Annotated in this window: 13 protein-coding genes, 1 tRNA gene and 3 rRNA genes; 11 read left to right on the forward strand and 6 right to left on the reverse strand. The window is 53.1% G+C overall.

All coding sequences use genetic code 11. From position 1 onward, the window contains the following. Positions 1-40: 40 nt before the first annotated feature. The gene (locus tag AZH53_RS05355; RefSeq protein WP_319642496.1) at positions 41-694 is read right to left on the reverse strand and encodes a TfuA-related McrA-glycine thioamidation protein; all 654 of its coding nucleotides are present in this window, start codon (positions 692-694) and stop codon (positions 41-43) included. Then, positions 657-1,868: a YcaO-related McrA-glycine thioamidation protein gene (locus tag AZH53_RS05360; RefSeq protein WP_319642497.1), complete on the reverse strand. Its 1,212-nt coding sequence runs from the start codon at positions 1,866-1,868 to the stop codon at positions 657-659. The genes AZH53_RS05355 and AZH53_RS05360 overlap by 38 nt, the downstream gene beginning before the upstream one ends. Before the next feature lie 151 nt (positions 1,869-2,019). On the opposite strand from AZH53_RS05360, the gene AZH53_RS05365 reads away from it, so the two are divergent. The 11 genes from AZH53_RS05365 to AZH53_RS05415 all read left to right on the forward strand — a co-directional run bounded on the left by AZH53_RS05365 (position 2,020) and on the right by AZH53_RS05415 (position 15,033). Beyond that, entirely contained in the window at positions 2,020-2,247 is a 228-nt protein-coding gene (locus tag AZH53_RS05365; RefSeq protein WP_319642498.1) for a heavy-metal-associated domain-containing protein, read from the forward strand. A 50-nt stretch (positions 2,248-2,297) separates the two neighbouring features. After that, complete coding sequence (locus AZH53_RS05370; RefSeq protein ID WP_319643651.1) at positions 2,298-4,763, forward strand: heavy metal translocating P-type ATPase; 2,466 nt, start codon at positions 2,298-2,300, stop codon at positions 4,761-4,763. A gap of 34 nt (positions 4,764-4,797) precedes the next feature. Next, positions 4,798-5,106, forward strand: a complete 309-nt coding sequence (locus AZH53_RS05375; protein WP_319642499.1) for a DUF4405 domain-containing protein — start codon at positions 4,798-4,800, stop codon at positions 5,104-5,106. A 77-nt stretch (positions 5,107-5,183) separates the two neighbouring features. Further along, positions 5,184-5,768, forward strand: coding sequence for a carbonic anhydrase (locus AZH53_RS05380; RefSeq protein ID WP_319642500.1), 585 nt, complete (start codon positions 5,184-5,186; stop codon positions 5,766-5,768). A 425-nt stretch (positions 5,769-6,193) separates the two neighbouring features. Next, on the forward strand, positions 6,194-7,063 hold the full coding sequence (locus tag AZH53_RS05385; RefSeq protein ID WP_319642501.1) for a formate/nitrite transporter family protein: 870 nt from the start codon (positions 6,194-6,196) through the stop codon (positions 7,061-7,063). Between the two features lie 9 nt (positions 7,064-7,072). Then, entirely contained in the window at positions 7,073-7,585 is a 513-nt protein-coding gene (locus AZH53_RS05390; protein ID WP_319642502.1) for a nucleotide-binding protein, read from the forward strand. A 147-nt stretch (positions 7,586-7,732) separates the two neighbouring features. Next, on the forward strand, positions 7,733-8,089 hold the full coding sequence (locus AZH53_RS05395; RefSeq protein ID WP_319642503.1) for a hypothetical protein: 357 nt from the start codon (positions 7,733-7,735) through the stop codon (positions 8,087-8,089). Positions 8,090-8,337: 248 nt separating this feature from the next. After that, on the forward strand, positions 8,338-10,404 hold the full coding sequence (gene fdhF / locus AZH53_RS05400; RefSeq protein ID WP_319642504.1) for a formate dehydrogenase subunit alpha: 2,067 nt from the start codon (positions 8,338-8,340) through the stop codon (positions 10,402-10,404). A 2-nt stretch (positions 10,405-10,406) separates the two neighbouring features. Next, on the forward strand, positions 10,407-11,561 hold the full coding sequence (locus AZH53_RS05405; protein ID WP_319642505.1) for a Coenzyme F420 hydrogenase/dehydrogenase, beta subunit C-terminal domain: 1,155 nt from the start codon (positions 10,407-10,409) through the stop codon (positions 11,559-11,561). A gap of 164 nt (positions 11,562-11,725) precedes the next feature. Next, positions 11,726-13,792 carry a formate dehydrogenase subunit alpha gene (gene fdhF, locus AZH53_RS05410; RefSeq protein ID WP_319642504.1) on the forward strand — a complete coding sequence of 689 codons (2,067 nt, stop codon included), beginning with the start codon at positions 11,726-11,728 and terminating at the stop codon, positions 13,790-13,792. Between the two features lie 2 nt (positions 13,793-13,794). Next, positions 13,795-15,033 (forward strand): Coenzyme F420 hydrogenase/dehydrogenase, beta subunit C-terminal domain, encoded by a 1,239-nt coding sequence (locus tag AZH53_RS05415; protein WP_319642506.1) that lies wholly within the window; start codon positions 13,795-13,797, stop codon positions 15,031-15,033. Positions 15,034-15,690: 657 nt separating this feature from the next. Here AZH53_RS05415 and rrf read toward each other — a convergent pair. From rrf to AZH53_RS05435, 4 genes are all read right to left on the reverse strand, one after another. Beyond that, positions 15,691-15,811: ribosomal RNA gene (gene rrf / locus AZH53_RS05420) — 5S ribosomal RNA — on the reverse strand. A gap of 58 nt (positions 15,812-15,869) precedes the next feature. Next, positions 15,870-18,797, reverse strand: a 23S ribosomal RNA gene (locus tag AZH53_RS05425). Positions 18,798-18,952: 155 nt separating this feature from the next. Further along, positions 18,953-19,025, reverse strand: a tRNA-Ala gene (locus tag AZH53_RS05430). Positions 19,026-19,092: 67 nt separating this feature from the next. Then, positions 19,093-20,560, reverse strand: a 16S ribosomal RNA gene (locus AZH53_RS05435). The 16S, 23S and 5S rRNA genes sit together here with 1 tRNA gene alongside, the layout of an rRNA operon. Positions 20,561-21,238 lie beyond the last annotated feature (678 nt).

A 21,238-nucleotide genomic window follows, 5' to 3' on the forward strand; every position in this document is an offset into this window, starting at 1 on the left:
ATAAAAAAAGAGAAGCTTCTCGTACAGGAGAGATGCGCTCCTATTCTCCTGCAGTCAGGTCTGCGATAAAGCGGATCGCCTCGATCGCATCAGCCTCCTTCTGCCGGATGCATGACGTCTCGACCCATGCCGAAAACCGGCCCACCTCTTCCGGTCCAAAGGCTTCACTGCACCTGCGGATGATGCTTCGGTACGTCCGTTCAGGATAGTACATCCCCTCCGCTGCCATAATGATGCAGTCATGCAAGGATTCAGAGATGACCTCCCGGGCAAGGGCATCCTCGCAGGTGATGCGAATATCAACCAGCGCCTCGGAGACCGCATCGTCGGTGAACGGATCACAGGCAAGGGCCACCTCATCATCAGAGATGAGAATGCCGTCCCTGTACATCCGGTAAATCCTCCCAATGCCGATCATCCCGAGCGTATCCATCTCACATGCCCGGAGAGCCCCCATGCTTGACGCTCCCACGACCGTCACTCCGGCCTTCAGTGCCGCAAGAATTTCCTTGTGGGCGACCGAACAGTCCTGAAAAAAAACGCCGTCGATGAGTCCGATGATATCCGCCCCTTCTTCAACGGCGCGCAGAATATCCCCGCGTTTTGCCGGGGGGTGATACTCCGCCGTGCCCAGGATCTCCCGGGCCCTGCCCGTATCAAGACTTGGACCCAGGAATATAACCACGGCGGGCATGCCTGCACCTCTCTCCGACCCGTTCGTTATCCATGGCATAGACCTCAAGTCCCGGCACAATGACCCGGACCACAGGGACACCAATCTCCTCACGGGTGAGATCTACGACAATACAGCGATCAAGCCCTCCGGACGCAAGCTGGTCCAGCGTGTATGCGATATCATCCATGAAATCACCCGACCGGAACGCTGGGAGATCACCGAATGAGACGGTCTCATCCGTCGCGAACCATTTTTTATTGAGGCGCTTCATGCGATCGTATCCGAGCATCCTTCGCATGTCCCCTTCCGTGGTATCCTCGCGTGCACCGTGAATCTGCGTTGCACGGGACTGGGCGACCTCGGTCAGCGCCCGAAGTGCAGCAATCTCCGGGCAGGTGTGGGTCCCCATGCCGGTGACCAGAAGTGTCGGATCCCGGAGAGTGACGTCGTCGGCGATCGCCGCAATGGTGGGAATGCCGATATCGCTGGTGATGTCCCGCACCAGAACCTCGACTCCCGCCGCCTCGAATGCCGCCAGAATTTGCATGCACCGCGGGTCGTCGATCTCCGTTATCACAGGCCCCGCACGCCCCGATGCCTCGACGAGCGACCACGCATCGCGCTCCACCACCTCGGAGAGGGCATGAAACACCGCCTCTTCGAGAGTGTTTCCGGAGGCGATGCCATTGGTGCTCGTCCGAAACAGACGAACGCTCCCGTGGGCGACCGGGTGAAAGACCGCATGGGTAGGTACATACATCCCCTCGTCCTGCATGATGTCGTATCCTCGGACCCACTCGAGGGGAACCGTGAGGTCCGCATAGGACGGAAGAATCAGGTCATCGGGATAGACGGCGCGTCCTCCTTCTGAGAGCTCAGCATAGGTTCCCTTCACCACCGCACGGTCGAGGGGTTCGGCAGAGTACCGCTCAATTCCCTCCATGATGGCGGATACCCTGGCGGCGACCGGGGTTGCCCCCTTTCCGTTATAGACGGATATTGCTCCTGTCGCTGCTTCAGGCCGGATGCATGAATATACCGGAATGCCAATCCGGTCGAGTTTCGTGATATCTGCAACCCTGGTGATGCCGGATCTGGGGACGAGCGGTTCCACGCGGGTGAGCGTCTCCTCGGGGGGGACGGTCCGATGAGTCTCCATCTGGTACCCTTTCACGCACGACGAGAGTTTCATGAATAACGAAATGTTTGACGCGGGCGGATAATACAATTTTCTTTCAGGCCAACTGCGGCTACAAGTGGATATCCACAAGGTCCGCCATGGAAGAGGACCACCATAGATTTATGTATTTCCGGACGCTTCTTCACTCATCAGAGGATGTACAATGACACAGGAAGGAAACGAATCTACCATGCTCCTGCCTATCACCGGCATGGTCTGTGACGGATGTGTGGCCGCTGTCAAAGCGGCCCTCGAATCGGTCCCGGGCGTCACCAGCGCCGAAGTCAGTCTCGACAAGAACCAGGCACTCGTTCGTTATGATCCATCACAGGCATCGAAGGATGATTTCCGCCGGGCGGTCGAGGCCGCAGGATACGGGATTGGTGAGTAACGGAACTACCGTTCCTTCAAGTGTTCATACACCGGAGTGTGATCCCAGTCGTGCAATCCAATCCCTCAACAAAGCAGGCGACACTGAAAGTTACGGGTATGCACTGTGCAACCTGTGTCGCGACGGTCGAAAAAGCTCTCCTCGCCCTTGATGGTGTACGGGAAGCGGCCGTAAACCTCAACACTGAAAAGGCAACCGCCACCTTTGATCCGGATCTGGTAACTGTGCAAACAATGGAGGAGGCGGTAATTTCAGCCGGATACGGAGTTATCCGGCAAACCGTAAGCATCCGTCTCGGCGGCATCCACTGCGCATCCTGCGTCCAGACCGTCGAAAAGGCCCTGATGTCACTTGACGGTGTTTCCTCGGCGCAGGTCAACCTGACGACAAACAGGGCGATTGTCGCTTATGACCCCGACCGGGTGCCGCTTGCGAAGATGAAATCGGTCATTGAACAGGCGGGATATCAGTATCTCGGGTTCGAGGGTGACGCGGGGGAGAAACAGGAGGAGGAGATGCGCGAGGCAGATATCCGCAACCTGCGCAACCGGACCCTGATAGGGTTTGCGGTTTCCCTTCCCCTGATGGCAATCATGCTTCTCGGCATACCCCTCCCCATCCCCATGCCTTACTTCATGTTTCTCGTAAGTACCCCGTTCTTTCTGTACCTGGCCTACCCAATCTTCAGGGCGGGATGGGGAGCACTGAGAAACCGCACCCTGAACATGGACGTCATGTATTCGATGGGTATCGGGGTGGCGTACGCCTCCAGTGTACTTGGCACCTTTGAAATTGTACTGACACAGGATTTTCTCTTTTATGAGACAGCGGTGATGCTTGCGGCATTCCTGACCCTGGGAAGATTCCTGGAGGCACGGGCTAAGGGGCGCACGACCGATGCCATCAAACACCTCATTGAACTTCAGGCAAAAACGGCAACGGTCATCAGGGATGGTGCGGAGACGGAAGTCGCCATCGAAGACCTGAATATCGGCGATCGGATCGTGGTAAAACCCGGCGGGAAGGTGCCTGTGGATGGAACCATCATCGCAGGAGAAAGTTTCATCGACGAATCGATGATCTCCGGGGAACCCGTCCCGGTTCACAAAACCACTGGAGACACGGTGATCGGAAGCACCATCAATACAAGCGGGGCATTCACCTTTGAGGCTAAAAAGATCGGAAAAGACACCTATCTCGCACAGATCATAAGAATGGTGGAATCCGCACAGGGCACAAAACCCCCTATTCAGAAATACGCGGACCGTGCCGTGACATGGTTTATTCCTGCCATACTCGTCATTGCGATCTCCGCATTTCTGGTCTGGTATCTCCTCCTTGATGCAACACTCCTCTTTGCCCTTACTGTCCTGATTTCCATTCTCGTCGTCGCCTGTCCCTGCGCACTGGGGCTTGCGACGCCGACTGCAATCACGGTAGGGGTGGGACGTGGGGCGGATTTTGGTATATTGATAAAAAATTCTGAAATTCTCGAACTCTCGGAGAAAGTAACGCGGGTTATCTTTGACAAGACAGGAACCCTGACCAAAGGCGAACCAAAGGTTGCATCCGTTGCCTCCTACGGAATGAATGAGGAGGATGTGCTCTCCTATGCTGCAGGAATAGAGACCTACTCCGAACACCCGCTGGCCCGTGCAGTCCTTGAAGAGGCGGAAGAACGCCACATCAACCCAGTTGAGACAACCGGGTTCTCTGCAACCGGTGGCAGGGGGGTAGAGGCCCATGCAGGAAAGACGGAAATACTTCTCGGAAACCGTCCGTTTATCGAGGGACGAGGTATTGGAATCCTTGCCATCGTCGACGAAGAACTGAACAGAAATGAGAAGGCGGGAGCAACGGCCATCATCCTTGTTGTTGACGGAGCCGTCGCCGGCGTTATCGGCGTTGCCGACACAATCAAGGAGACATCCGGCACGGCCGTCAGCGAACTTACTGCGATGAACATCCGTGTCGGGATGATCACCGGGGATAATGCCCGTACGGCGGGTGCCGTTGCGGCAGCCATAGGAATCGACCAGGTGATCGCAGAAGTACTTCCGGAACAAAAATCGGCTGAAATTGCTCGTTTGCAGGAAGGAGAGGAAAAAATTGTCTTTGTCGGCGACGGAATCAACGACGCCCCGGCGCTTGCGCAGTCTGATGTGGGTATTGCCATAGGGAGCGGAACGGATGTCGCCATTGAAAGCGGCGATATCGTTCTCGTGAAGAGCGACCCGCTGGACGTCGCAGCAGCTCTCCAGCTCGGGCGAAAGGTGATGGGAAAGATCCGGATGAACCTCTTCTGGGCATTTGCCTACAACACCGCCCTGGTCCCGGTCGCCGCGGGAGTCCTCTATCCGCTCTACGGCATCACCTTCAGGCCGGAATTTGCGGGACTTGCGATGGCACTGAGTTCGGTTACGGTGGTCAGCCTCTCTCTTCTCCTGAAGCGCTACGTCCCCCCCGCCATACGAAGACGAACCTCCACCCCGGGGGAGGAGAGCCTGCGGGAGTAGAAAGGAATTATTGTATGGTATCGGAAGTGATTCAATGAAAAAAATTCAGGCAAATGCCCTTGTAGACATAGCAGCATTTATAAGCTTCATTCCCATGACCATCAGCGGCATCATCATCGACCTGATGAACAGGGGAGGAGGATATGAAGGGGGCAGAAACACGGAATATATTGCAGAGATCCTCGGACTGAGCAAGGATACATGGATCGATCTTCATACCTGGACCGGGTATGCCTTCGTCATCTTCATTCTCATACACCTCCTCCTGCACATGACATTCATAAAAAATATCATCAGATATGCCAGTGGTGCCAAAAAAACGCCCCAGGAATGCGAGGATTAAAGGATCAGACCAGTAACACAATCATAAAATACTCTTCTTTGTCAACTTTATTTTATCAATCAACAGTGAGGTGTGTTATGGTTGAGAGATTTTTAGAAGGTAACAGAAAATTCATCGAGGAAGACTTCAGTAAAGACCCCGAACACTACGCGAAACTGGCAACCGGACAGAGTCCTACATCCCTGTGGATTGCATGTTCGGATTCACGTGTGGACCCCGAGCGCATTACAAATGCACGAATGGGCGACATATTTGTTCATCGAAATATCGGAAACATCGTTCCTGTGGGTGACGGGAACCTTGGGACTGTTCTTGAATACGCCGTTAACCACCTGAAAGTCAGGGATATTGTGGTCTGCGGACATTCTGACTGCGGCGCGATGAAAGCCCTTGATCACGAAAGTGATGAAGAGTACATCCCCTCATGGCTCAAAAACGCCGAAGACGTCAAAATCAAGGTCGACAAGGAATTCGGAGGACCGGGAGAGTGCAAAGACCCGGCGGCACGAAAGCGTGAGATTGAATATGAGAACATCCACCTTCAGCTGGCCAATCTCCGGACTTACCAGGCAGTAAAGGCCGCCGAAGAAGCAGGAAAGATTAAATTAACGGGAATTTATTACGATCTCGGAACCGGGAAACTGGAAATTGTCGAGGACTAATATTCCCAAATCATCCTTTTTTCTTTGAATTACCCCTCCAAAGTCTTCTCCCAACCCCGGAAATAATTAGGTACACTGGCAACGAAGGAAAGTACGAAATTATTCATTCTATAGACCTTTTAGCACCGTTGCGGGATGCTTTGGAAAATAAACGGGCATGTAGCGCAAAACGAGATTTTAGACACATAAGATTATGCGTGAGGGCACCCCCTCCCGACGACGATATAATTAACATCGCTGATTTTTTAACGTTTAATGATTTACTTCAGACGAAGGACTCAATTGATTCTTCTTCGAAAATCCCAGGAATTGTCGGAGTTTTTAGAAAACTTTTAATAAGCTCTGGAAAGGCGTTAAATCACCTATCTCGTATAGGTAGTTGTGTGTTATTTGGTGGTTAAAAGCCAAATGAGGTGAAATGAAAAATGGTATTCCATCCCCCAGTACAAATTATCTCCAAGGTCGGAGACGCTGGTAAGGGCAAGTGTGCCCTTCCGATCTGGAACATGATCCTTCGTGGATTCATGGCAGGCGCATACATCGCAATGGGTGCAGCCCTGGCAACCGTCTGTTCGACCGGTGTCGGTGCAATGCTCGGCGCAGGTTTCGGAAAGTTCATCCTCGGTGCAGTGTTCCCCGTGGGTCTTATTATCATCGTGCTGACGGGCGCTGAGCTCTTCACCGGTGACGCAATGTTTGCCCCCATGGCAGCATTCAAGCACAAAGTCAGCTGGGCAGCTGTCATGAACCTGTGGATTTGGGTTTACATCGGTAACCTCATCGGTTCTATCGTCTTTGCCTACTTCATGGCCGTCGGTCCCCTCACCTCCTGGTCCGCAGCAGGTGTCGGCACTGCAACCATCTACGGTGTCACCGCAGTCAACATTGCAGCAGGCAAGGTCAGCTACGTCGGTGCAGCAGCACTCTGGTCCGCATTCATCAAAGCTATCTGCTGTAACTGGCTCGTCAACCTCGCAATTCTGCTCGGTATCTGCGCAGATGATGCAATCGGTAAGATCGTTGGTATCTGGTTCCCGATCATGGCTTTCGTTTCCACCGGATTCGAGCACTGTGTCGCGAACATGTACTTCATTCCCGCCGGCCTTCTCACCCAGCCCTACCTGACGGCAGACCAGGCAGCAGGCATCGGCGCAAAACTCGCCAACCTGTCTTGGGTCACCATGTGGACCAACAACATCATCATCGTCACCATCGGCAACATCGTCGGCGGTATGATCTTTGTTGGAGTACTCTACTGGATCTCATTCAAGAAGGATATCCAGGCACTCGAGTAACGAATCAGAATGGAAATTAAAGGAACCAGGGTACAGGTTTCGATCATCCACATTGTGATGTTCGTGATCTTTACCCTTTTTTTATCGCTGTATGTCGTTCTGACCGGGGATTACGGGACCCTGTTCTGGGGCATTCCGGTGTTGATCATGCTCCTCGTCATCCCTATAGTGCTGAACTACATGAGCCGACAGGAATATGATCAGCTGATCCCCTCCTATGAAGCGGAAGCAAAGCTGACACGAATCTCTTCGATCAAGCCTGCCGACATTGGAAAGATCGTCAAAATTGAAGGTGTCGTGGAACGTGCACTCTTCAAATCCCTGAATCGCCCCCAATTCATGGTTGCTGATAAATCAGGGGAAATCTCCGTCAAGATGTTCACCTCTGCATCCGAAGACATCCGCAAGGATGACGTCGTAGAGGTTCTCGGCCAGGTTATCAAACGATATGTCGTTGTCGGAGATCCGGTCGTCAATGCAGTGAGCATCAAAAAAATCCGCAAGGATAAAAAGAACAACTGACAGCAGGCAAATTCATTTGCGTCCTATTTTACCTTCTTTTTTGAGATCATTATCCGACCATATTTCTGATTTCGGTCGATACAAATCCCAATCGGTTCAATTAATGTACAGTAGCAACAAAATAGTGGTAAGCGACGAGTGATAGTTATGAGTCCAACCACAACAGCCACTTCATTAATATCCAGCCCACGCTTCTGGCTCATTGTACCTGCCATCGCGTTTATCGGGATAATTCTCGGAATTGTCTTTTTCAATGTTCCGATAGTTTCTGATAGCGGCATATACAGTTGCGTAATTGCTTCATTCATCCTTGGAGCACTGGCGTTTCTCAAACCGAGACGCGACATCGTGGCCGTTCTTGTACCAGTCTTTGCCATCCTCATTTTCAATCCATGGAGTGAGGTTGCAACCGGACCGGTGACACAGATTCTCTTTGCCGGAACAATCACCGTAGTTGCATGGAGACTGGAAAAGAGATTTAGCACCCCCCATTTCACAAAATAACCAATTTTTCGTATGCGCGACAGGATTTCTGATACAATTTACTGTCAATATTGCAGCAAAATTACCAAGCCCTCACCCAAAAGGTAAATACATATATATTACTTTTTTTGATGAGTAAAAATACTCCATTTTATCACTCCTTTTTCCAAAAAAAGAGTGAAAAATCGTCATTCCACCATTAATGATCAATTTATACCAATACATTTATGTAAGGTTAATGGAAGTTACTTTTGTTAGAGGTATTGATCATGGATATGAAGTACGTTCAGACAACCTGCCCCTACTGTGGGACGGGATGTTCATTCAACCTCGTGGTCAAAGACGGCAAGGTCGTTGATACCGCACCGTATCACCGCTCCCCCGTCAATGAAGGCAAGATGTGTCCGAAAGGAACCTATGCCCACGAGTTTGTGAACAGAGAAGACCGGCTTACCGTGCCGCTCATCAAGAAGGACGGCAAGTTTGTGGAAGCCACCTGGGATGAAGCCTACAAGCTCATCGCAGAGAAATTCAAGGGCTACAAACCCGACGAGATCGCAGTTCTTTCCTCGGCACGTACCTCCAATGAGGAGAACTACGCACTGATGAAGCTCGCACGCGGTGCATTCAAGACCCGTCACATCGACCACTGTGCCCGTCTCTGCCACGCATCGACGGTCGCAGGTCTTGCAGCATCGTTCGGATCCGGTGCAATGACCAACTCCATTGGCGACATCGCCGAGTCCAAGTGTGTCTTTATTCTCGGGTCCAACACCTTCGAGCAGCACCCCCTCATCGGACGCCGCGTCATGCAGGCAAAGATGAACGGTGCAAAGCTCATCTACGCTGACCCCCGATACACCTGTACCGGAAAGCAGGCAGACCTCTACATGCAGTTCCGCTCAGGATCGGATGTTGCCATCCTCAACGGAATGATGCAGGAGATCATCAAAAACGGATGGGAAGACAAGGAATTCATCGAGTCCAGGGTCAAGGGCTTCGAGGAACTCAAGGCAGAGGTCATGCAGGAGAAGTACTCTCTCGAGAACGTCGCCAAAATCTCCGGCATTCCCCCCGAACAGCTGAAGCAGGCAACCGAATGGTTTGCAAAGGCTGAGTCCGCCTGTATCCTCTACTCGATGGGTATCACCCAGCACACCGTCGGTGTCGACAATGTGAAGTCCGTCGCAAACATCCAGATGCTCACCGGAAACCTCGGCAAGGCCGGCGCCGGTGTCAACGCACTGCGTGGACAGAACAATGTGCAGGGAGCCTGCGACATGGGAGCACTCCCGGTCGTCTTTACCGGCTACCAGAAGGTCATCGACCCCGCCGCACACCAGAAGTTCGCAGACGGATGGGGATTCCCCGACGGTATCTGTGAAGCCGCGAACGGATACGAAGTCACCACCATGATGGACGTCCTCACCGACAAGCCCGGTGAACTCAAGGCAATGTACATCATGGGCGAGAACCCGCTCATCTCCGACCCGGACCTCACTCACGTCGAGCATGCATTCGAGGCAATCGAGTTCCTCGTCGTCCAGGATATCTTCCTGACCGAGACCGCACAGTATGCAGACGTTGTCCTGCCCGCCACCTGCTACGCAGAGAAGGACGGCACCCAGACCTCCACCGAACGCCGCGTTCAGATGTGGAGAAAGGCACAGGACCCGCCCGGACAGGCAAAGGTCGACTGGAAGATCATCGCAGAAGTCGGTGCCGCAATGGGCTACCCCGAGCAGTTCGCATGGGAGTCCGCAGAGGACGTCTTCAACGAGATGGCAGGGCTCACCCCGTCCTACCACGGCATGACCTACGAGCGGCTCAACAAGCCCGAGGCACTCCACTGGCCATGCCCCACCGAGGAGCACCCCGGCACACCGATCCTGCACATCGGCAAGTTCTCCCACCCCGACGGCATGGGTGTCATGCACGTCTGTGAGTATAAGCCGCCCGCAGAAGTCCCCGACGAGGAGTACCCGTACATCCTCACCACCGGACGCTGTATCTGGCACTGGCACACCGGTTCCATGACCCGCCGGTCCGCGACCCTCGACCACGAGGTCCCGACCGGATGGATCGAGATCAACACCGAGGATGCAGCAGCCCTCGGCATCAAGGACAAGGAAGTCGTCAAGGCAATCACCCGTCGTGGAGAAGTCGAAGTACCTGCAAAGGTCACCGACGAGATCATGAAGGGCGTCATGTTCATGCCGTTCCACTTCGTCGAGTGTGCAGCAAACAGGCTGACCAACAACGCACTGGACCCAATCGCTAAGATTCCGGAGTTCAAGGCCTGTTCAATCAAAGTTGAAAAGATCCAGGAGGCCTGAAAATGGTAGCAAAAGGCGATATGGTATATGCAATGTCCACTGATGCCGAGATTCTTAAGAAGGGCGAGCTTGGTGGCGCCGTCACCGCACTCCAGAAATTCGCCCTCGAATCCGGCACGGTCAACGCGGTGCTGGCAGTGAAGAAGGGATATGACATCTACGATGCAACCCCTGTCCTCATCAAAGACCCGGCTGAGCTTGCAGACACTGCCGGATCCCTCCACTGCGGTACACTGCTCGTCGCCAGCCCCATTAAGAAATATCTTGATGGCGGCAAGGACATGAAGATCGGAGTCACCGTCAAGGGCTGTGACATGATGGCATTGCTCGAACTCGCAAGACGTGGCTCGGTCAATCTCGACAACATAATAACGATCGGCCTGAACTGTGGTGGATCAGTTAGTCCTGTCTCCGCCCGAAAGATGATCGCAGACAAGTTCGGAGTCAACCCGGACGATGTGCACAAGGAAGAGATCGACAAAGGCCAGTTCATCATCGAGTACGGCGATGAGCACAAGGGCATCTCCATCGATGAACTCGAAGAGGAGGGCTACGGCCGCCGGTCCAACTGCCGGCGCTGCAAGTACAAAATCCCGAGAAATGCTGATCTTGCATGCGGCAACTGGGGTGTCATCGGCGAGAAGGCAGGTAAGGCAACCTTCATCGAAGTCTGCAGCGACAAAGGTGCAGATCTGCTCACCAGGGCTGTTGCAGCCGGTGTTGTCCAGGTCGAACCAGCCATTCCAAAGGGTGTTGAAATCCGCGGCAAGGTCGAGAATGCCATGCTCAAACTCGGTGAGAAATGGCGTACAAATGACTTCAAAAAGCTCAGCAAGGATCTCTGGGGAACAATCAACGAGGAGACCTCCCGCTGTATCAAATGTTACTCCTGTATCGAAAACTGTCCGGTCTGTTTCAAACTCGCGGATGAACTCAAGGGAGATTCCAAGATGATCACCTCCGGAGAGATCCCGCCAAACCCCATGTTCCACATGCGCCGGTTTGCACACATCAGTGACACCTGCATCAACTGCGGCCAGTGCCAAGAGCTCTGTCCGATGGACATCCCACTTGCACTCTTCTCCCATGCCATACGGGCAGAAAGTGATGTGGAATTTGAACCGAAGCTCGGCGAGGGTTCATATAACAACAAATAACTTTTCTTTTTTGTTAACCATTTCAATCTAAATTCATTCTCAATCTAATATGAGTTAAATCGACTGAATTTCCATCCTTCCACCGATAATCCTCGTAAATCGGCTGTTAAACACTAGCGTTTAAATAATTCAACATCGAACTCTTTTTGTTAGAGGTATTGATTATGGACATGAAATACGTTCAGACAACCTGCCCCTACTGTGGGACAGGATGTTCGTTCAACCTCGTGGTCAAAGACGGCAAGGTCGTAGATACAGCACCGTATCACCGCTCCCCCGTCAATGAAGGCAAGATGTGTCCGAAAGGAACCTATGCCCACGAGTTTGTGAACAGAGAAGACCGGCTTACCGTGCCGCTCATCAAGAAGGACGGCAAGTTTGTGGAAGCCACCTGGGATGAAGCCTACAAGCTCATCGCAGAGAAATTCAAGGGCTACAAACCCGACGAGATCGCAGTCCTTTCCTCGGCACGTACCTCCAATGAGGAGAACTACGCGCTGATGAAGCTCGCACGCGGTGCATTCAAGACCCGTCACATCGACCACTGTGCCCGTCTCTGCCACGCATCGACGGTCGCAGGTCTTGCAGCATCGTTCGGATCCGGTGCAATGACCAACTCCATTGGCGACATCGCCGAGTCCAAGTGTGTCTTTATTCTCGGGTCCAACACCTTCGAGCAGCACCCCCTCATCGGACGCCGCGTCATGCAGGCAAAGATGAACGGTGCAAAGCTCATCTACGCTGACCCCCGATACACCTGTACCGGAAAGCAGGCAGACCTCTACATGCAGTTCCGCTCAGGATCGGATGTTGCCATCCTCAACGGAATGATGCAGGAGATCATCAAAAACGGATGGGAAGACAAGGAATTCATCGAGTCCAGGGTCAAGGGCTTCGAGGAACTCAAGGCAGAGGTCATGCAGGAGAAGTACTCTCTCGAGAACGTCGCCAAAATCTCCGGCATTCCCCCCGAACAGCTGAAGCAGGCAACCGAATGGTTTGCAAAGGCTGAGTCCGCCTGTATCCTCTACTCGATGGGTATCACCCAGCACACCGTCGGTGTCGACAATGTGAAGTCCGTCGCAAACATCCAGATGCTCACCGGAAACCTCGGCAAGGCCGGCGCCGGTGTCAACGCACTGCGTGGACAGAACAATGTGCAGGGAGCCTGCGACATGGGAGCACTCCCGGTCGTCTTTACCGGCTACCAGAAGGTCATCGACCCCGCCGCACACCAGAAGTTCGCAGACGGATGGGGATTCCCCGACGGTATCTGTGAAGCCGCGAACGGATACGAAGTCACCACCATGATGGACGTCCTCACCGACAAGCCCGGTGAACTCAAGGCAATGTACATCATGGGCGAGAACCCGCTCATCTCCGATCCGGACCTCACCCACGTCGAGCACGCATTCGAGGCAATCGAGTTCCTCGTCGTCCAGGATATCTTCCTGACCGAGACCGCACAGTATGCAGACGTTGTCCTGCCCGCCACCTGCTACGCAGAGAAGGACGGCACCCAGACCTCCACCGAACGCCGCGTTCAGATGTGGAGAAAGGCACAGGACCCGCCCGGACAGGCAAAGGTCGACTGGAAGATCATCGCAGAAGTCGGTGCCGCAATGGGCTACCCCGAGCAGTTCGCATGGGAGTCCGCAGAGGACGTCTTCAACGAGATGGCAGGGCTCACCCCGTCCTACCACGGCATGACCTACGAGCGGCTCAACAAGCCCGAGGCACTCCACTGGCCCTGCCCCACCGAGGAGCACCCCGGCACACCGATCCTGCACATCGGCAAGTTCTCCCACCCCGACGGCATGGGTGTCATGCACGTCTGTGAGTACAAGCCGCCCGCAGAAGTCCCCGACGAGGAGTACCCGTACATCCTCACCACCGGACGCTGTATCTGGCACTGGCACACCGGTTCCATGACCCGCCGGTCCGCGACCCTCGACCACGAGGTCCCGACCGGATGGATCGAGATCAACACCGAGGATGCAGCAGCCCTCGGCATCAAGGACAAGGAAGTCGTCAAGGCAATCACCCGTCGTGGAGAAGTCGAAGTGCCTGCAAAGGTCACCGACGAGATCATGAAGGGCGTCATGTTCATGCCGTTCCACTTCGTCGAGTGTGCAGCAAACAGGCTGACCAACAACGCACTGGACCCAATCGCTAAGATTCCGGAGTTCAAGGCCTGTTCAATCAAAGTTGAAAAGATCCAGGAGGCCTGAAAATGGTAGCAAAAGGCGATATGGTATACGCATCCGCAGCCGATGCAGCAATATGCGAGAAAGGCGAATGCGGTGGCGCGGTTACGGCCCTCCTCAAATACGCTCTTGAGAGTGGCATGGTCGACGCGGTTCTCGCAGTGAAGAAGGGCTACGATGTCTTCGATGCAACACCCGTCATCATTACCAACCCCGAAGAGATTGCACAGACGGCAGGATCTCTTCACTGTGGTACCGTGCTCCTTCCGAAACTCATCAAGAAGTACCTTGACGGTGCACGCAATGAAAAACTTGCAATCACGCTCAAGGGCTGTGACGCAAAGGCAATGTACGAACTTGCCAAGAGGAACCAGATCAACCTCGACAATGTCGTGATGATCGGTCTCAACTGTGGTGGTTCGGTTGCACCTGTCAGCGCACGCAAGATGATCACCGAGAAGTTCGGCATCAACCCCGACGATGTCGTCAAAGAGGAGATCGACAAAGGCCAGTTCATCGTCATCACCAAAGACGGCGAACACAAGGGCATCTCCATCGATGACCTCGAGGAAGAAGGATACGGACGCCGTGCAAACTGCCAGCGCTGTAAGACGAAGGTCCCCCGCCAGTGTGATGTAGCATGTGGTAACTGGGGTGTCATCGGCGACAAGGCCGGCAAGGCAACCTTCATCGAAGTCTGCAGCGACAAGGGTGCAGCCCTCGTCGACGGAGCAGTCAAGGCCGGTGCACTCGCTACCGAGGCACCCATCCCCAAGGGCATTGAAATTCGTGGCAAGGTCGAAAACGCCATGCTCAAACTCGCTGACAAGCACCGTGCAGCACAGTTCGGCGCACTCGGCGAGAGCGAGGACCGCCTCAAGTTCATCATGGACGAGACCTCCCGCTGTATCAAATGTTACTCCTGTATCGAGAACTGCCCCATCTGCTACTGTGTCGAGTGTTCCACCAAGAAACCACACCTCGTCACTCCGGGTCAGGTTCCGCCTCCCTTCATGTTCCACCTGATCAGGTTCTCCCACATATCGGACTCCTGTATCAACTGTGGGCAGTGCGAAGAACTCTGTGCAATGGACATTCCGAACTCACTCTTCATGCACTCCCTCCAGGTTGAGATGGAGAAGATGTTCGGATTCACCCCTGGTGTCAACATGGATCTCCCGGTCCTCGCCCTCGTGGAGGAGCCGACCGAGCGCAAGCGTCTCAGCGACACCGGCGACGATCAGATCTTCGACATCTTCCAATAATCTTTTTTTTTGTTTCTTTTCCAGATTCGATAAATAATTGTCCTGATTCTATTCCATAGAAATTCCAGGAGATATCCTGCTACGATTCGATAGCAGTGAATTATGAACTGACCATCCGGTCTAAAAAATCAAATGGCTTTCACCATCAGCGATTCCCAATATTTCGATGCTTCAGTCACACCCTCCGGCCAACCGGATATGACCATTTTTCACTGTTGACAAGTAGGGTGTAAACGAATGCGAGCACCACGAGATTCCATCGATAGCGTCGTGCCGCCATAAATACTACGGCACGGGCAACCGTATTCGGCATGGTCCCGGGAGTAATTACGGACTCCACCATATTCATTGTTCGGGATTTCCATGGCTTATGAACACCGGCATATTTTCCCTGCGCGGAACACCTGCTCCTCATCAATTGGATAAAGGGCATCAACGGATAAAAATCATTTCCATACCTTTTAGAGAAATTCCATACATCCTCAATAGAAACTGATCCCTGATTCGCTCTGACTACCGATGATATGGATATCTCTGCATACCCAGTAATTTTCAATAGATTCAAAGAATACAACAATCATTCATAGGAGCTGCAAACGCCCATGGCATTCGCTCCGAATACAAACATTACAGAAGAGTTTCATTTTTTTTAGTCAGCAATTGCAGCGAGGTATGGTTCCCGAGAGCTCGCGCATCTCAGTAAAGCATACTACGTGAGAGGGCTTAACTTCCGGGTTCGGGATGGGTCCGGGTGTACCCCTCTGCTATGGCCGCAATTACACGTTGTTGGTATTTGGTGTGCACACAGGATTTCGTCTGGGTTCTGGGGACTCAATTTTAGAGCTGATTTGGGCGTTAGTACTCGTGGACTGAACACGTCGTTACCTTCGTGCGTACATCCCGAGCCTATCAAACGGATCTTTTATCCATGCCCTCAGCGAAGTCTCGTTTTAGGTCTGGTTTCAAGCTTAGATGCTTTCAGCTTTTATCCATTATCGCGTAGCCACCCGGCACTGCCCTGTCGGACAACCGGTCTACCAGTGGCGACGACGGAAAGTTCCTCTCGTACTATTTCCGTCTTACCCTCAGACTTCTAACACTCCTTATAGATAGTAACCGACCTGTCTCACGACGGTCTAAACCCAGCTCACGATCCCCTTTAATAGGCGAACAACCTCACCCTTGGCTGCTGCTGCACAGCCAGGATGGAAAGAACCGACATCGAGGTAGCAAGCCACCGGGTCGATATGTGCTCTTGCCGGTGACGACTCAATTATCCCCGGGGTAGCTTTTCTGTCGTCAATAGCCCTCATCAACAGGGCGTATTGGTTCGTTAGACCCGAGTTTCCTCTCGCAGATACTTGCTATGCGTATCAGCGTCAGGCCAACTTTTGCTCTTGACACTCTTCTGTGAGTTTCTGACTCACATGAGTTGACCTTGGGGCACCCTTGATATCTTTTCGAGGGTGTGGCGCCCCACCCAAACTGCCCACCTATCGGTGTCCTCTACTGAGTGAGTGTTACAGTAAACAAAGGATGGTGTCTCAGATTGCGACTCCCCAACCCCCACGAGGGTTGGATCGACATCTCCCATCTACTCTGCGCAATGAATACCGTAACACAACGACAGGCTGCAGTAAAGCTCCACGGGGTCTTCACTTCCCATAAGGAGTCCCTAGCCTTTGCACTAGGATAAAATGTTCAACGGACTTGTGTTTGGGACAGTAGGGCTCTCGTTAATCCATTCATGCAAGTCGCCAATTAAGCGACAAGGTACTACGCTACCTTAAGAGGGTCATAGTTACCCCCGCCGTTTACAGGTCCTTCGTCCGGTTGTACCCGGTTTTCAGATACCTGCACTGGGCAGGAATCACAGACTATACTAGTCCTTACGGAGTTGCAGTCTGCTATGTTGTTATTAGACAGTCGGAGCCCCCTGGTCACTGCGACCTGCCCAATCGCTGGGCAGGCACCCCTTCTACCAAAGGTACGGGGCTATTTTGCCGAATTCCCTAAACACAATTAAACCGACACGCCTTAGCCTACTCAGCTAGGGGCACCTGTGTCAGATCTCGGTACGGACATCTGATTCCCTTTTCACGGGTTCCTGGAGTTTGCTTTATTACTCCATCACGTATTCACCCAATTCTCACCATTACGGTTCTCCAAGGGTTTCGCCGCTTGGACAGGGCGACGGCCCTGCAAAGCATATCCAGAAACGTCAGGGTCAATAAATTGACTACAATCAGATGGTACAGGAATATTAACCTGTTTCCCTTTCGACCTACTCGAGTTACGGTAGGCCTTAGGACCGACTAACCCTCGACTGACGAACATTGTCGAGGAAACCTAGCCCCTTCGGCGGTGTGGATTCTCACCACACTATGCTTCTACTGATGCCAGAATTTTCAAATCTACACGGTCCACAGGACCTCACGGCCCTGCTTCCGCCCATGCAGAGCGCCTCTCTACGCCATCACCTTACGGTGGTCTGTGGTATCTGTGGTAGGTTTTAGCCCCGTCCATTTTCAGCGCCCTGAACCTCGACTGGTAAGCTGTTACGCACTTTTTAAAGGATAGCTGCTTCTAAGCTCACCTTCCAGTTGTCTTTGGCCCAGGACATCTTTTAGTATTGACACTTAACCTACACTTGGGGACATTAACCACAGTCTGGGTTGTCTCCCTTACGCACTACAAGCTTACCCCGTAGTGCGGACTACCAGCCTTCTACGACGACGGGGAATTCGGAGTTTGACAGGAGAGTGAGGGATTTCTCCCCCAACTTCCCCAATCAGTGCTCTACCTCACCGTCTATCTCCAGCCAGGTCATGCTACGGCATGTTTCGAGAGGAACCAGCTGATGCCCAGTTCGATTGGCCTTTCACCCCTATACGCAGGTCACACGAATGATTTGCATATCAATACCGCTACGGCCCTCCACGCAACTTTCGTCACCCTTCAGCCTGCCCACGCATAGATCACTGGGCTTCGGGTCTTATCCTGTTGACTCCACGCACTTTTAATACGTCGTCCCATGGCCGAAGCCTACGGACATGTTGCTTTCGCTTTGGCTTCCCTTACCGGTTAACCTCGCCAACAGAATAAACTCTCTGGCCCGTTCTTCAAAACGTAAGTTACGATGCTGGCACCTGAACCCATACTACCGCCTCGCGACGGGTTCTTTCGCCCAGGAGATCCTTTCACACCGCAACACACTATCACCAATCAGTTTCAGGCACTTTTAACCACCTTTTCAGGGTTACTTTTCAGCTTTCGCTCACGCTACTAATGCGCTATCGGTTTCGAGGAGTATTTAGTTTTGGAGATTGATGATCCCCGGATTCGCGCGAGAATTCCAACCCACGCTACTCAAGACACTCCCCAGACAGATCAACCGTATGCGTACGGGACTGTCACCCTCTGCGGTATCCCATTCCAGAGAAATTTCCACTTAGGATGGTCTGTCTTTACGGGAGGCTTATCAACACCACATGTCCCCGAAGGGATTCGGTTTGAACTGTGTCGTTTTCGATCGCCTTTACTCACGACATCTCGATTGATTTCTTTTCCTCCCCCTACTGAGATGTTTCAATTCGGGGGGTTCCCGATCCAAAATGGATCGCTTCTTACGAAGCAGGATGTCCCATTAGGGAATCTCCGGATCATAGACTCCTTGCGTCTACCCGGAGCTTATCGCAGCTTGGCACGCCCTTCATCGGCACTCGAACCGAGCCATCCACTGATTGGCTTGTATCAGCACGTCATTTTAAATGTGTCCGCCAGAACCCATTTAACGTCCTATGTGCACACCTTTACCCGACCTCACAGAGTCTTTTGGACTCTCGGTCCTTCCCCGGTGACTCACGTCTCCGGGTGCATTGGAAGCGGGTTTCACAAGAATATTGTGGAACCTGCTTGATGGACTTAAGGGGATTTGAACCCCTGGCCTCGGCGTTGCAAACGCCGCGCTCTTCCAGCTGAGCTATAAGCCCACAGCTTCCGTTGTTGACACCGGCAATTTTACGTTCTGTTTAGCAACCGCATCCCCTTGATTTCTTTAGGAGGTGATCCAGCCGCAGATTCCCCTACGGCTACCTTGTTACGACTTAACCCCCCTTGCGAAACCTAGATTCGACCACGGCAACGACCATGGCCTCATCCAAACCTCACTCGGGTGGTTTGACGGGCGGTGTGTGCAAGGAGCAGGGACGCATTCACCGCGCTATTTTGAAACGCGATTACTACGGATTCCAGCTTCATGTGGGCGAGTTGCAGCCCACAATCCGAACTTAGAACAGGTTTAAGAGATTACCTTCACCTTTCGGTGTCGGGGCCCATTGTCCTGCCCATTGTAGCCCGCGTGTAGCCCGGATAATTCGGGGCATGCTGACCTACCGTTGCCCATTCCTTCCTCCTCTTTAGCAGAGGCGGTCCCAACAGTGTCCCCACCGACCCGGAGGTCGTGCTGGCAACTGTTGGCGTGGGTCTCGCTCGTTGCCTGACTTAACAGGATGCTTCACAGTACGAACTGACGACGGCCATGCACCTCCTCTCAGCTAGTCAAACAGAGTCTTCAGCCCGGTTATCATTCCGCTGTCCTATCCGGTGAGCTGTCCGGCGTTGAGTCCAATTAAACCGCAGGCTCCACCCGTTGTGGTGCTCCCCCGCCAATTCCTTTAAGTTTCAGCCTTGCGACCGTACTTCCCAGGCGGCACGTTTCACGGTTTCCCTTCGGCACCCCGGTGACTCGTGGTCACCAGTACACCTAACGCGCATCGTTTACGGCTGGGACTACCCGGGTATCTAATCCGGTTCGCTCCCCCAGCTTTCGTCCCTCACTGTCGGAGCCGTTCTGGTGAGACGCCTTCGCCACAGGTGGTCCCCCGGGGATTACAGGATTTCACTCCTACCCCCGGAGTACCTCTCACCTCTCCCGGTCCCTAGACTCCCAGTATCTCTTAGACGCCTCCTGGTTAAGCCAGGAGATTTCCCAAGAGACTTAAGAGTCCAGCTACGGACGCTTTAAGCCCAATAAAAGTGGCCACCACTCGAGCCGCCGGTATTACCGCGGCGGCTGGCACCGGTCTTGCCCGGCCCTTTCTTCAGGTGCGTTTTAAACACCTGGACAGCCCGCGTATACGGGCACTCGGGGTTCCCTTATCACAGTTTCCTGCATTGTAAAGTTTTCGCGCCTGCTGCGCCCCGTAGGGCCTGGAATCGTGTCTCAGATTCCATCTCCGGGCTCTTGCTCCCACAACCCGTATCGATTACAGGCTTGTTGGGCCGTTACCCCAACAACAACCTAATCGACCGCAGATCCATCCTAAGGCGCCGGAGCTTTGAGTTATGATGCATTCCAGCATCCATAACCTATGGAGTATTATCCCCAGTTTCCCGGGGTTATGCTCCACCTTAGGGTAGGTTATCCACGTGTTACTGAGCAGTCCGCCGAGGGTCTGAACCCTCTCGACTCGCATGGCTTAATCGAACCCCGATAGCAGTGGCCTCTGGCAGGATCAACCAGAATTGTTTTTGAAGTAGCTTCATGCAAGATTCTTGCATTCAGTGGTCTTCGGCACACATGCCTTATCGGCTTTATATTTGGAACCATTTCTGCTCATCATCGTGATGATGGCATTCCATGGTAAAAGGAATTAGCGGTTACTAAACAGATTTCCGCATTGCCAGTGCCAACGTCAGAACCGACACTCCCCACCGGAGCGGTTTCGGTTCCCCATCAAAACATCGGATTACAATATTAGTTTCGAGAGGTAATAAACCCATCGAAACCGCTTGCATCCGACGCCGGAAGCCTTCCTGCAGAGCGGCGATTGCCACCCTGCAGAGGTATTTCCTTTGTAGTGCTAATGGCGTATTTCGGGCACCGTTTTTTCAACGGAGCATTTTGCACCCGTTTTGTGCCCGAACCATTCGACCTAACAAGGTTGTCTTCAGAGGATATAAACCCTTCGAATCGTTTTGTTCGGCCGACGTCCGCACCCGGAGAACCGGACAGACATCCGGTTTCGCGGTTGCGGTTCGCCACGATTGCAATGTTCGTTCTTGGCGCGGATACGCACAAACGGAGCGCGTTGCGCCCGTTTTCGTCCCGAACCATTCGACCTAACAACATGGTATCCGGAGTGATATAAAGGTTGCTTTCCAGAGCCCCGATATGCCCCCTTCAGACGAAAAAAAGGCGGAA

Source organism: Methanovulcanius yangii (genome assembly GCF_018687785.1).
GTDB lineage: Archaea > Halobacteriota > Methanomicrobia > Methanomicrobiales > Methanomicrobiaceae > Methanovulcanius > Methanovulcanius yangii.

What these genes read in the sequence shown, in the direction of transcription:
- AZH53_RS05355 (WP_319642496.1), bottom strand. Translation starts at nt 694, where the DNA reads ATGCCCGCCGTGGTTATATTCCTGGGTCCAAGTCTTGATACGGGCAGG.
- AZH53_RS05360 (WP_319642497.1), bottom strand. Translation starts at nt 1,868, where the DNA reads ATGAAACTCTCGTCGTGCGTGAAAGGGTACCAGATGGAGACTCATCGG.
- AZH53_RS05365 (WP_319642498.1), top strand. Translation starts at nt 2,020, where the DNA reads ATGACACAGGAAGGAAACGAATCTACCATGCTCCTGCCTATCACCGGC.
- AZH53_RS05375 (WP_319642499.1), top strand. Translation starts at nt 4,798, where the DNA reads ATGAAAAAAATTCAGGCAAATGCCCTTGTAGACATAGCAGCATTTATA.
- AZH53_RS05380 (WP_319642500.1), top strand. Translation starts at nt 5,184, where the DNA reads ATGGTTGAGAGATTTTTAGAAGGTAACAGAAAATTCATCGAGGAAGAC.
- AZH53_RS05385 (WP_319642501.1), top strand. Translation starts at nt 6,194, where the DNA reads ATGGTATTCCATCCCCCAGTACAAATTATCTCCAAGGTCGGAGACGCT.
- AZH53_RS05390 (WP_319642502.1), top strand. Translation starts at nt 7,073, where the DNA reads ATGGAAATTAAAGGAACCAGGGTACAGGTTTCGATCATCCACATTGTG.
- AZH53_RS05395 (WP_319642503.1), top strand. Translation starts at nt 7,733, where the DNA reads ATGAGTCCAACCACAACAGCCACTTCATTAATATCCAGCCCACGCTTC.
- fdhF (WP_319642504.1), top strand. Translation starts at nt 8,338, where the DNA reads ATGGATATGAAGTACGTTCAGACAACCTGCCCCTACTGTGGGACGGGA.
- AZH53_RS05405 (WP_319642505.1), top strand. Translation starts at nt 10,407, where the DNA reads ATGGTAGCAAAAGGCGATATGGTATATGCAATGTCCACTGATGCCGAG.
- fdhF (WP_319642504.1), top strand. Translation starts at nt 11,726, where the DNA reads ATGGACATGAAATACGTTCAGACAACCTGCCCCTACTGTGGGACAGGA.
- AZH53_RS05415 (WP_319642506.1), top strand. Translation starts at nt 13,795, where the DNA reads ATGGTAGCAAAAGGCGATATGGTATACGCATCCGCAGCCGATGCAGCA.